Here is a 12615-nt window from a genome sequence, read left to right on the forward strand (position 1 = left end):
AGTGTCTGACAATCGGCCCTTTGGCTCTTGCGAGCGGCGCGGATTGTATGCAAAATCTGTTAACCATTAGATATTCGTAAACTATAGGTTAACGACCAAGGAAGGAGTGGTACTGCAACACCCCGGATGCCTGCCGGGCAAAACAAGTACGCCAACGTCCCAGGAGACGATGATGTCGCACAAGAATAAAAAGATTGATGTGTTCCTGATTACCGTGAGCCTGATTGCCGTGCTGCTCACCGTGATCGGCCTTGCAGCCTTCCCCGCCCAGGCGGAAAGCGCCGCCAACCAGTTGTTCGAACTGTCCACCCGCACCTTCGGTACCAGCGTGCAGGTGCTGGTGTTCGGCAGTACCCTGGCCGTGCTGTACCTGGCCTTCAGCAAGTACGGCAACATCCGCCTGGGCAGCGGCAAGCCTGAATACGCCACCGCCACCTGGGTGTTCATGTTCATCTGCGCCGGCATGGGCTCGTCGACCCTGTACTGGGGCGTGATGGAATGGGCCTACTACTACCAGACCCCAGGCCTGAACATCGCCGCGGCCAGCCCCAAGGCGCTCGAGTACAGCGTTGGCTACTCGTTCTTCCACTGGGGCATCAGCGCCTGGTCGATCTATGCCCTGGCCTCGCTGGCCATGGCCTACCACTTCCATGTGCGCAAGAACAGCGGCCTGAACCTGGCCTCGATCGTCGAAGCGGTGACCGGCTTCAAGGCTACCGGGCCGGTAGGCCGTAGCGTCGACCTGATCTTCCTGCTGACCATGATGGGCGCGCTGACCGTGTCGCTGGCACTCACCGCCTCCACCCTCACCCGCGGCCTGCACGACCTGGCCGGCACCCCGGACACCTTCACCGTGCAGCTGCTGGTGATCGGTGGCGTGGCAGTGATGTTCTCGCTCAGTTCCTACATCGGCATCGATGGCGGCCTGCAGCGCCTGAGCAAGATGGTGTGCATCGGCGCGCTGGTGTTCGCCGCGGTGATCCTGCTGGTCGGCCCGACCCAGTTCACCATCAACAACACCGCCAACTCGATTGGCCTGATGATCCAGAACTACGTGCACATGAGCCTGTTCACCGACCCGGCCGGCGACGGTGCCTTCACCCGCAACTGGACGGTGTTCTACTGGCTGTGGTGGGTGTCGTACGCACCAGGCGTGGCCATGTTCGTGACCCGCCTTTCGCGCGGCCGGCAGATCAAGGAAGTGGTGCTGGCCCTGCTGCTGGGTGGCAGCTTCGGTTGCTGGTTCTTCTTCGGCGCGCTGGAAAGCTACAGCATGCACCAGTTCATCACCGGTGCGGTGGATGTACCGAAGATGCTCGCCGAACAAGGCGGCGAATCGGCCGTGACCCACCTGCTGCTGGCGTTGCCATGGGGCCAGGTGTTCCTCGGTGTGTACCTGTTCATCATGGCCATCTTCTGTGCCTCGCACATGGATGCCGCAGCCTATGCGGTAGCCGCCACCAGCACCCGCAACCTGCGTGAAGGCGACGACCCGACACCGACCCACCGCCTGTTCTGGTGCGTGGTGCTGACCCTGGTGCCACTGGCCATGCTGTTCGCCAAGGCCTCGCTGTCGACCATGAAGACCGCCGTGGTGCTGACCGCCATCCCGTTCATGGTGATCCTGCTGGTGAAGATCTACGGCTTCTTCAAGTGGATGATCGCCGACTACGGCCAGGTATCGGCTCACCTGATCGACGAAGAAGCGGCCCGCATGGCTGGCGAAGAGCCAACCGAGCAGGCCCCGCGCAGCGCCGCTGCGGTGCACTGACCGATGCTGTAGAAGCGAGCTTGCTCGCGATGGGGCTGCCAGGCAGCCCCAGGATAGCTGCAAATTTTTTTGCCTGATCTGTTAACCAACAGATACGCGTTAACCAATAAATACAAACCGAGCTTGTGAGAAACCTGTCATGAACGACTTCAAACGCCTGCCCGCCGATTTCTGCGCGAACGCCGACGAGGCCTTCACCATCCCCGCCAATTTCTACACCCAGGCCGCGGTGTTCGAGCACGAGAAGGAAGCGATCTTCGCTCGCAGCTGGATCTGCGTGGGCCACCGGAGTGAAGTGGCAGAGAACAACGCCTACATCACCCGCGAAGTGATTGGCGAAAGCATCATCATCGTACGTGGCCGTGACAGCGTACTGCGCGCGTTCTACAACGTCTGCCCGCACCGCGGTCACCAGTTGCTCAGCGGCAGCGGCAAGGCCAAGAACGTCATCACCTGCCCGTACCACGCGTGGACCTTCAAGCTCGACGGCGAACTGGCCCACGCCCGCAACTGCGACAACGTGGTCAACTTCGACAAGGAAAACTCCACCCTGGTGCAGCTGCGCGTAGAGGAATACGCCGGTTTCATCTTCATCAACATGGACATGGACGCAGGCTCGGTAGAAGACCAGTTGCCAGGCATGCAGGCACGCATGCGTGAAGCCTGCGCGGTGATCGACGACCTGCACCTGGCCGCGCGCTTCGTCAGCGACACCCCGGCCAACTGGAAGTCGATCGTCGACAACTACCTGGAGTGCTACCACTGCGCCCCTGCCCACCCGGGCTTCTCCGACTCGGTGGACGTTGGCCAGTACAGCCACAGCCTGCACGGCAACTGGACCCTGCAGTACGGCCTGGCCAAGCCTTCGGAGCAGTCGTTCAAGTTCGACGAGAATGTGAAAGACCCATCGTTCGCCGGTTTCTGGGCCTGGCCTTGCACCATGTTCAACGTGCCGCCAGGAGCCAACTTCATGACCGTGATCTACGAGTTCCCGGTCGATGCCGAAACCACCCTGCAGCACTACGACATCTACTTCCTCAACAAGGACATCAGCGAGGAGCAGCAGAAGCTGATCGACTGGTACCGCGAAGTGTTTCGCCCGGAAGACCTGCGCCTGGTCGAAAGCGTGCAGAAGGGCCTGAAGTCCCGTGGCTACCGAGGCCAAGGCCGGATCATGGCCGACCGCGAGCGCAGCGGCATGAGCGAACACGGCATTGCCCACTTCCACAACCTGATCGCCGTGGCCCACCTCGACGATTGATGGCAACCGCTCCACGTTTTTTGCACGTAAAGGTGCGCGGCAGGGCCTGCCGCGCACCCAGGCAGTCGAGGTGAACCATGGCCAACACATATGAAATGTTCAGCGTGCAGGTTACTGCAGTGGAACAAGCCACGCCGCTGATCAAGCGCTTTACCCTGGCCCGCGAAGACGGCGCGGCGATGCCCGCCTTCACCGGTGGCAGCCACGTCATCGTGCAGATGCACGGCACCGACGGCAGCCAGTTCAGCAACGCCTACTCGTTGATGAGCGACCCGCGCGACACCCGCAGCTACCAGATTGGCGTGCGCCTGGAGGAGCAGTCCAAGGGCGGCTCGGCGTTCATGCACCAGCAGGTGGAAGTGGGCACCCGCCTGACCATTTCCTCGCCCAACAACCTGTTCGCGCTGGACCCGACCGCCGGCCGCCATGTGCTGATTGCCGGCGGCATCGGCATTACCCCGTTCCTGGCGCAACTGCATGAACTGGAAGGCGCCAGTGCCGACTACGAACTGCACTATGCCTTCCGCGCGCCGGAGCACGGGGCGTTCCAGGACCAGCTGGCCAACGGCCCGCATGCCGCCAACACCCGTTTCTACATCGACAGCCTCGACCGCAAGCTCGACCTGGCCGCCTTGTGCGCGGGGCTGGACGAGCAGGCGCACCTGTACGTGTGCGGCCCCAAACCACTGATCGACGCGGTCATCGCCTGCGCCGCCCAGGCCGGCATTGCCGAGCACCGCGTGCATTGGGAACAGTTTGCCGCCACTCCGGTCACCGGCAGTGCCTTTACCGTGGTGCTGGCGCAGTCGGGTGTGGAGCTGCAGGTGGAAGAAGGCATGACCATCCTGCAGGCCATCGAGAAGTCCAAAGCCGCCAAGGTCGAGTGCCTGTGCCGCGAAGGCGTGTGCGGCACCTGCGAGACGGCCATCCTCGAGGGTGAAGCCGAGCATTACGACCAGTACCTGAGCGACGAAGAAAAGGCTGCCCAGCAGAGCATCATGCTGTGCGTCTCGCGTGCTCGCTCGGCGCGGTTGGTGCTGGACCTGTAACTGGTATTTCCAGCTTGTCGCGACCCCCTGTGGGAGCGGCCTTGTGTCGCGAAAGGGCTGCATGGCAGCCCCGGCAATTTCGCGTCGGGTCGAGATATGGGGGGCGCTTCGCACCCCTTTCGCGACACAAGGCCGCTCCCACATTGACTGGGTAAGGCTTCCAAAACCGTCAACCAAAAGTTGACAAGTTACGTATACTGGCAGGCTCTTGGCCCAGATCAGGACACCCTGCCGATGTTGGAAAACAGCTTCGCCTTCCGCCTCAAGGAACTGCTCGAGCATCACAAGCTGACCCTGCAAGCCGTGGGCACGGCCTTGGGCATTTCGCGCACTGCGGTGCACAAGTGGACCCGTGGCGGCGAGATCGACTACGACAACCTGCGCAAGCTGGCCGACTTTCTCAAGGTCAACTGGATCTGGCTGCGCTATGGCGACGAGGCGCTGCAGAACATCCAGCAACCACAGGTGGTCGAGCTGCCGATGACCGATCTGCGCCGGCGCCTGACGGCCGAGATCATGGAAAGCGAAACGCGCATGAAACTGGCCCAGGAAGGCGCACGCATCGTCACCTGGGAATGGAACCTGATCAGCGACGAGGTCACCTACTCGCCCAATGTCGAGCAGGTATATGGCTGGCCGGTGCACCATAACGAAGACTTCTGGAAACACCTGCCGGGCGAAGACGTGCAGCACATGCAGGCGATGTATGCCGAGGCAGTGGCCAAGGGCAGCGGCTGCGAGTGCGACTTCCGCATCACCCGCCCCGACGGTGAAGTACGCTGGATCTCCTCCCGCGCCACGGTGGTACGCGACAGCGCCGGGCGATCGGTGAAGATGGTCGGCATCAGCATGGACAACACCGAGCGCCAGATGGCCCAGCAGGCCTTGAGCCAAAGCGAGGAACGCTTCCGCACGATCTTCGAGCTGGCCTGGGGCGCCCTCGCCTACATCGACCCCGACGGCACCTGGCAACGGGTCAACAACAGCCTGTGCGAGCTGCTGGGCTACCGTGCCGAGGAGCTGTACGGCATGACCTTCCAGCAGATCACCCACGCCGATGACCTAGCGCAGAACCTGCAATTGCTGCAGCGCATGCTGGCCGGCGAAACCGAGCGTTACGAGGTGGAAAAACGCGTACGCCACAAGAACGGCGAGTACATCTGGGTACGCGCCCGCACCTCGCTGCAACGCCGCGACAACGGCGAGCCGGAGCACCTGATCAGCGTGTTCGAAGACATCAGCGCCGAGCGCCAGGAGCATGAACGGCTGCAGGCGCACATTGCCGCGCTGGAGGCCCGCCTGGCTGCTTCGTGACAAGGCTTACCCGAAAACCCAAGTCTGTCGCGATCCGTGTGGGAGCGGGTTCACCCGCGAACACGGGCGAAGCCCGTGCCATCCACCGCGGTGCCTGCTTCGCGGGTGAACCCGCTCCCACAGGGACCGCGCCAGCTTTCAGATTTGAGTAAGGCAGTTGCTCCTTTGCTGCCGGGCCGGCAAATGATCGCCACGCAGCCAGTCGATAAACCGCGCAAACAACTCCGACTGCGAGTTGATCTCCAGCTTCAGGTACAGATTCTTGCGGTGCATGCGCACGGTTTCCGGCGAGATGCCCAGCTCCAGCGCGGTGGACTTTACCGAATGCCCACGCAAGATCATGTGCGCCACCTCCCGCTCACGGTCGGTCAGCACCTGGCAGCCGAAACTGTCGAACGCCGCCTGCAGGCTGCCACGCTCCGTCGATGCGGGGCCGGGCTCCAGTTGGTGCCGGGCATAGCGCCCCAGCAGCTCGCGTACCATCGGCTCCAGCGCACGCAGCAGGTCGATCTGCCCTGTACTCAGCCGCGTGCCGCTGCAGCCCTGGAACAGGCTCAGCGACAACTTGCGGCCAGCGCTGAGGTCGACGATGTAGTAGCTGTCCTCACTGCAACCGGTCCCCAGGTAATAGGCCTTGTAGTAGTCGCTGTCGAAGAAGTTGTCCGGGGCGATTTCCTGCAGATGGTAAAAGCCCTCGGCCAGGCCGCTCTGCACGGCCAGGCAGAACGGGTCGAGCAGGTAGCCGGCAGTGAAGTAGCGCTCCAGCACGGCGGCGCGGTGCAGGTCGGGGATGCCTTGCTGGTACAGCAGTTGCGGTGCCCGCCCCTGGCACTCGAGGCTGATCATCATCGATTCCACCTGCACCAGCTGGCCGATGGCGGCCGCCACATGCGCCAGCGCCTCGGGCGTTTCGCTGTGGGCCAGTGCGCGCTGCAGCGCCGCATGCCATTGCTGCAGCGCGCCCAGTGAAAGGGTAAGCGGGGTGTCGGGAGAGGCCTGGGTCATGCCCGGCAGTCTAGCCTGCCAGGCACGCCCGCGCACAGCCCTTTGCGCCAGGTTCATCGGCCCTGGTACAGGCCAAGCGCCGTGAGTTCGCGCGCGGTTTCGATGATGCACTGGCGCAGGGTTTCGACGATCTCGTCCACCTGCGCATGGGTGACGATCAACGGCGGCGACATCACGTTCAGGTGCATGATCGGCCGCACCAGCAGCCCTTTGGCCTGGGCCTTGCTGTGGATGCGTTCGCCGATGTTCACCTCATCGGCGAACAGCGCCTTGCTGGCCTTGTCGGCAACGAACTCGACACAGGCCATCAGCTTCATGCAGCGCACATCCCCCACCAGCGGTAGCTCGCGCAGGCTTTGCAGGCGCTGTTCCAGGTAGCCGCCAACATCCTTGACGTGCTCCAGCAGATGCTCGCGCTCGATGATCTCGATGTTTTTCAGCGCCGCGGTGCAGCACACCGGGTGGCCGCTGTAGGTGAAGCCGTGGGTGAAGCAGCGGCCCTTGCCCGGCTCGGCGATCACCTGCCAGATGCGCTCGGAGAAGATGCACGCCCCCAGCGGCAGGTAGGCCGAGGTCAGGCCCTTGGCGGTAGTGATGATGTCGGGGGTGACGCCGAACAGTTCCTCGCTGGCGAAGAAGGTGCCCAGGCGCCCGAACGAGGTCACCACTTCGTCGGCGACGAACAGGATGTCGTAGGTCTGGCACAGCTGCCACATGCGCTGGAAGTAGCCCTTGGGCGGAATGATCACGCCGCCCGAGCCCATGATCGGCTCGGCGAAGAACGCCGCCACGTTGTCGGTCCCCAGCGAGAGAATCTTGTCCTCGAACTCGGCCACCAGGAAGTCGAGGAACTCGGCCTCGTCCATGTCGTGCGGGGCGCGATACGGGTTGGGGTTGGACACATGGTGGATCAGGTCGTGCTGATAATCGAACTCCGGCACCCGGTCAGCGGCCTTGTTGCCGATCGACATGGTCAGGGTGGTGGAGCCATGGTAGGCGTTGTAGCGGGCGATGATGTGCTTCTTGTGCGGCTTGCCTCGGCAGTTCTGGTAGTACTGGATCAGCCGGTAGGCAGTGTCGACCGCGGTCGAGCCGCCGGTGGTGAGGAACACATGGTTCAGGTCACCCGGCGCCAGCTGCGCAAGCTTCTGGCACAGCTCGATGGCCACATCGTTGGCCATGTCGGAGAACGGGTTGGAATAGGCCAGCTGGCGTACCTGGTCGGCGATGGCCAGGGCCATTTCCTCGCGTCCCAGGCCAATGTTGGTGCACCACATGCCGCCGACGGCATCGAGGAAGCGGTTGCCGTGGGTATCGCGGATGTAGGCGCCCTCGCCGGCAACGATGTTCAGCGCGCCTTGCTCGCGGTGCTCGTCGAACACGTGGTAGCCGTGCATGTAGTGGGCCTTGTCGGCTTCCACCAGCGGGTCGTGGGCAATAGCAAATGCTTTGCTTGGGGTGGCCATGGGCAGCTCCTTGGCAGTGATCGTTGGGCAGTGTTCAGAAACCGGTCTTGACCGTGCTCCAGACCCGGGTGATGGCGCGCATGTCCTTCGGGCTCTGGGTTTTCTGCGCGAACAGGCGCTCGCGGGTTTGCGCGTCAGGGTAGATGGCCGGGTCCTGGCGGATCTCGTCGCGCACCAGCGTGGTGGCGGCGGCGTTGCTGTTGGCGTAGTGGATGTAGTCGGTGACCTTGGCCATGGTCTGCGGCTGCAGCAGGAACTCGATGAAGCGGTGGGCGTTGGCCGCGTGCGGCGCATCCTTGGGGATGTACAGGTTGTCGAACCAGATCAAAGAGCCTTCCTGGGGGATGAAGAACGACAGCTTGATGTCCTTCTTCGCTTCCACCGCGCGGGCCTGGGCGGTGGCGTAGTCGCCGGACCAGGTCAGGGCTAGGCAGACATCGCCGTTGGGCAGGCTGGTGAGGTAGTTGACCGAGTCGAACTTGCGAATGTATGGGCGAATGCCCAGCAGCAGTTGTTCGGCCGCCTTGAGGTCGGCCGGCGATGCGCTGCGTGGGTCCTTGCCCAGGTACTGCAGGGCCAGCGGGATGACTTCGGTCGGCGCGTCCATCAGGGTGACGCCACAGTCGGCGAAGCGCGAGACGATCCTGGGGTCGAACAGCATGGCCAGCGAGCCGATGGGGGCATCGGGCATGCGCGCGGTGATCTTGTCGACGTTGTAGGTTACCCCCGAGCTGCCCCAGGTGTAGGGCGCCGAGTATTTCAGGCCGGGGTCGTAGCCTTGCAGGTTGTTCACCACCTGCTGGTCGAGGTTGTGCCAGCTGGGCAGTTGCTGCTTGTCCAGCGCCTGGAACACCCCGGCGCTGATCAGCGGGGGGACCAGGGAAGCGTTGAGCATGACCAGGTCGTAGCCGGAGCGGCCGGTGAGCAGTTTGGTCTGTACCGTTTCGTAGCCGTCGAAGGTGTCGTAGATGACCTTGATGCCGGTGGCCTTCTCGAAGTCGGCCAGGGTGGTTTCGCCGATATAGTCGGTCCAGTTGTACAACCGCAACGTGTTACCGCTGTCCACCTCTGCCGCCTGGGCCAGGCTGGCGCCAGACGCCAGCAGCAGACCGCCAATCACCTTCAGTACCTTGCGCATGGCAACTCCATCGTGTGAGTGCTCGGGATCGAGCCGATGGGGGCACTATCGAGGGATTTGCCGGAGGGGGACATACCCCGAATGTGTGGGTGGTCGTTTTTTGGCAGAATGTCGTATGCCGACAGAATTCTGGGGCTGCTTTGCAGCCCTTTCGCGACACAAGGCCGCTCCTACAGGGTACGCGGATCCTGTAGGAGCGGCCTTGTGTCGCGATGGGCCGCAACGCGGCCCCAGTGGTTCGAGCAAAAGCTCACGGCAGCGGATACAACGCCTCATCAAACTGCTCCAGACGCGGGAACACCAAAGGCTGGTCGTCCGAGAGCTGCTCCAGGCGCTGCCGGTACTGCTGCAAAAACGCCTGCCGCGCCTCGTCACTGATGTACGGCACATGCCAGGCCACGAACGGCGGCAGTACCTCGAACCCCACGTAGGCCAGCGTGCCGCGCAAGATCGGCCGCAGCATGTCTTCCAGCGGCCCATGAATCGCCCCGTCGCCAAACATGTGCTCGCGCCCGCCCAGGGTCACGGTCACCAGCGCTTTCTTGCCCGCCAACCCGCCCTGGTCGTAGAAGCGCTTGCCGCCATAGCACACCCCCGACACCAGCACCCGGTCGATCCAGCCCTTGAGCATGGCCGGCGCCGAGAACCAGAAGATCGGGAAGTTCAGCACCAGCAAGTCGGCCCACAGCAGCTTGTCCAGCTCCTGCTGGATGTCCGCGGCAATGGCGCCACGCTTCACCCCCTGGCGCTGCTCCAGGGCATACACCAGGTACTCGGGGTTCTCGCGCTGGCTGAAGTCATCGGCACTGGCCACCGGGTTCCAGCCCATGGCATACAGGTCGCTGACCTGCACCTGGTGGCCCTGGGCGCGGAAGGTTTCCACGGCCTGGTCACGCAGGGCAGCAGTGAACGATTGCGGCTCGGGGTGAGCGTGGACGATCAGTACATTCACAAACATTCTCCTCACACAAAACAGGTTGTCTTCCAGCTGTGGCTCAGCACTGCACCGCTTTCACCTCGACGAACTCCGCCAGGCCTTCCTCGCCCCACTCGCGCCCGTTGCCCGACTGCTTGTAGCCACCAAACGGTGCCTGGTAGTTGAACCCGCCACCGTTGATGAAGCACTGCCCGGCGCGTATCTGCCGCGCCAGGGCCAGGCCGTGCTCGCGGCTACCGGCCCACACCGCGCTGGACAGGCCGAACGGTGAATCGTTGGCCAGGGCCAGCGCCTGGGCCTCGTCGACATAGGGGATCAGGCACAGCACCGGGCCGAAGATTTCCTCCTGGGCGATGCGCATGCGGTTGTCGACATCGGCGAACAACGTCGGCGCCACGTAGAAGCCGCGCTCGAAGCCGGCCGGCGTATCACCGCCGCACAGCAGGCGCGCGCCCTCTTCCTGCCCCAGGCGAATGTAGTCGAGCACGGTGCGCCGCTGGCCTGCCGAACACATCGGCCCGAGGAAGCTGGCCGGGTCACGCGGGTCGCCCATGACCAGCGCACGGGTCTCGGCCTCGGCAATCTCCAGCGCCTCGGCGTAGCGGCTGGCCGGCAGCAGCATGCGGGTCAGGGCCGTACAGGTCTGCCCCGAGTTGATCATCACGTCCTGCACGCCATGGCGCACCGCCGCGTGCAGGTCGGCGTCGGCGGTGATCAGCAGCGGCGACTTGCCGCCCAGCTCCAGGCACACCCGCTTGACCGTCGGCGCGGCCGCCTGGGCCACGCGCACCCCGGCGCCGGTGGAGCCGGTGAACGACACCATGTCCACCTGCGGGTGCCGGGCCAGTGCCTCGCCAACCTTGGCCCCCGGCCCGCTGACCAGGTTGAACACCCCGGCCGGCAGGCCGATGGCCTCGATCATCTCGGCCAGCAGGAACGCATGCAGCGGTGTTTCCTGGCTGGGCTTGACCACCACCGTGCAGCCGGCGGCCAGGGCCGGCGCCAGCTTGCCGATCATCTGGTGCAGCGGGTAGTTCCAAGGGTTGATGAACGCGCACACGCCAACGGCCTCGCGGTACACCAGCGAGTTGCCGACTTCGCGCACCTCATCCATCAGCCCGGCCAGTTCGGCGTACTGCTCCAGCCCGGCAATCGGGCCCTCGACCTGTACCGCCTGGCACCACTGCACCGGCATGCCCAGTTCATCGGTGATGAGCGAGGCCATTTCCGCGGCGCGGCTCTTCAGCTGTGCGGCCAGCGCCGTTATGTACCCGGCGCGTACGCTGGACGGTGTGCGCGACCAGCCATCGAAGGCCCGCCGCGCAGCCATCACCGCCCGTTCGACATCGGCCTCGGCGCCCAGCGGCACCCGGCCGATGGCCTGTTCGGTGGCCGGGTCGATCACCTCGGCCATACGCTGCCCGCTCGGTACCTGCCAGGCGCCGTCGATGTACAGCCGCGCATACTCACGCATGGCCGTAGTCCCGTTTCAGTTCGTCGGCACAACAGGCGATGCGCCGGCAGGCATCGATCAGGGCCGCATTGCCCAGCACCAGGCCCAGGCGGATATGCCCGGCAGCGCTGGGGCCGAACGCTTCGCCGGCAAGCACCGACACGCCCTGGCTGTCCAACAGATAGTCGGCAAAGGTCTGGGCAGATACGCCGGTCTCGCGGATATCGACCATCACGAACATACCGCCATCGGGCTTGAGCACCTTGATGCCCGGGCAGTCGGCCAACTGCTCGCACACCAGGTCGCGACGCTGGCGATAGGCTTCGCGCATGACATCCAGTTCCGGCAGCTGCTGCTCCAGTGCAACCACGGCGGCGTCCTGAATGAAGTCCGGCGAGCCGTACAGCATGCACAGGGCGAGGTTTTCCAGGTGGGTGGCAAGCTCGGTCGAACCGACCACCCAGCCCATCCGCCAACCGGTCATGGCATGCGACTTCGACAGGCTGTTGAGGGTGGCGGTGCGCTCGGCCATGCCCGGCAGGCTGCCAGGGCTGACATGCTCGCCGTCGTACAACAGCTCGCTGTACACCTCATCGGAAATCAGCCACAGGTCGTGGGCGATGCACAGCTCGGCCAGCGCTTCCCAGGTGGCGCGCGGCAGGCTCGCCCCCGAAGGGTTGTGCGGGCTGTTCAGGGCCAGGGCGCGGGTGCGCGGGGTGATGCGCGCGGCCACGTCACGCGGGCACACGCGAAAGCCGTTCTCCGGCTTGACCGGCACCGGCACCACCTTGGCGCCACAGGCCCCGAACACCGCCTCGTAGGTCACGTACATGGGCTCGGCGACAATTACCTCGTCACCCGGGTCGAGCACGCACTGAGCCACGCAGTACAGCGCGCACTGGGCCCCCGCCAGCACCGTTACCTGGTCGGCATCGACGGCCTGGCCGCTGCGCTGCCGGTGGCGGTTGGCGATGGCCTGGCGCAGCGCCAGCTTGCCGCGCACATCGGCGTAATGGGTGTGGCCCTCACGCAGGCTGTCGATGGCCGCCTCGACGATCGGCGCGGGGGTGTCGAAGTCCGGGTCACCCACCGACAGCAGCAGGATATCCTTGCCCTCGGCCTGCAGCGCCAGGGCGCGGTAGTGGATGTCCCAGGCCGCGGCCCCGTCGCCGGCGATGCGTTGAGTGAGCTTGGCGTAGCGCATGGCAATCTCCCTTCATT

10 protein-coding genes are annotated in these 12615 nt (G+C 64.3%); 4 read left to right on the plus strand and 6 right to left on the minus strand.

The window, feature by feature from the left end:
• Positions 1 to 172 precede the first annotated feature (172 nt).
• From CAG00_RS19630 to CAG00_RS19645, 4 genes are all read left to right on the plus strand, one after another.
• On the plus strand, positions 173 to 1771 hold the full coding sequence (locus CAG00_RS19630; RefSeq protein ID WP_139832809.1) for a BCCT family transporter: 1599 nt from the start codon (positions 173 to 175) through the stop codon (positions 1769 to 1771).
• A gap of 139 nt (positions 1772 to 1910) precedes the next feature.
• Entirely contained in the window at positions 1911 to 3032 is a 1122-nt protein-coding gene (locus CAG00_RS19635) for an aromatic ring-hydroxylating dioxygenase subunit alpha (protein ID WP_085665116.1), read from the plus strand.
• A gap of 77 nt (positions 3033 to 3109) precedes the next feature.
• Positions 3110 to 4081, plus strand: coding sequence for a PDR/VanB family oxidoreductase (locus CAG00_RS19640; protein ID WP_085665117.1), 972 nt, complete (start codon positions 3110 to 3112; stop codon positions 4079 to 4081).
• 234 nt (positions 4082 to 4315) lie between these two features.
• Entirely contained in the window at positions 4316 to 5395 is a 1080-nt protein-coding gene (locus CAG00_RS19645) for a helix-turn-helix transcriptional regulator (protein ID WP_085665118.1), read from the plus strand.
• 138 nt (positions 5396 to 5533) lie between these two features.
• Here CAG00_RS19645 and CAG00_RS19655 read toward each other — a convergent pair whose 3' ends face one another.
• From CAG00_RS19655 to CAG00_RS19680, 6 genes are all read right to left on the minus strand, one after another.
• A complete protein-coding gene (locus CAG00_RS19655; protein WP_256579064.1) occupies positions 5534 to 6400 on the minus strand; it encodes a LuxR C-terminal-related transcriptional regulator in 867 nt (288 codons plus the stop codon).
• A 53-nt stretch (positions 6401 to 6453) separates the two neighbouring features.
• Entirely contained in the window at positions 6454 to 7866 is a 1413-nt protein-coding gene (locus CAG00_RS19660; protein WP_085665120.1) for an aminotransferase, read from the minus strand.
• A gap of 34 nt (positions 7867 to 7900) precedes the next feature.
• On the minus strand, positions 7901 to 9004 hold the full coding sequence (locus CAG00_RS19665; RefSeq protein ID WP_085665121.1) for a polyamine ABC transporter substrate-binding protein: 1104 nt from the start codon (positions 9002 to 9004) through the stop codon (positions 7901 to 7903).
• A gap of 250 nt (positions 9005 to 9254) precedes the next feature.
• Positions 9255 to 9956, minus strand: a complete 702-nt coding sequence (locus CAG00_RS19670; protein ID WP_085665220.1) for an NAD(P)H-dependent oxidoreductase — start codon at positions 9954 to 9956, stop codon at positions 9255 to 9257.
• A 43-nt stretch (positions 9957 to 9999) separates the two neighbouring features.
• Positions 10000 to 11415: an aldehyde dehydrogenase family protein gene (locus tag CAG00_RS19675; protein ID WP_085665122.1), complete on the minus strand. Its 1416-nt coding sequence runs from the start codon at positions 11413 to 11415 to the stop codon at positions 10000 to 10002.
• Positions 11408 to 12598 (minus strand): pyridoxal phosphate-dependent aminotransferase, encoded by a 1191-nt coding sequence (locus CAG00_RS19680; protein WP_085615313.1) that lies wholly within the window; start codon positions 12596 to 12598, stop codon positions 11408 to 11410. Before CAG00_RS19680 ends, CAG00_RS19675 begins: the two co-directional genes overlap by 8 nt.
• Positions 12599 to 12615: the final 17 nt, after the last annotated feature.

Source organism: Pseudomonas sp. B5(2017), assembly GCF_002112825.1.
Classification (GTDB): domain Bacteria; phylum Pseudomonadota; class Gammaproteobacteria; order Pseudomonadales; family Pseudomonadaceae; genus Aquipseudomonas; species Aquipseudomonas putida_Z.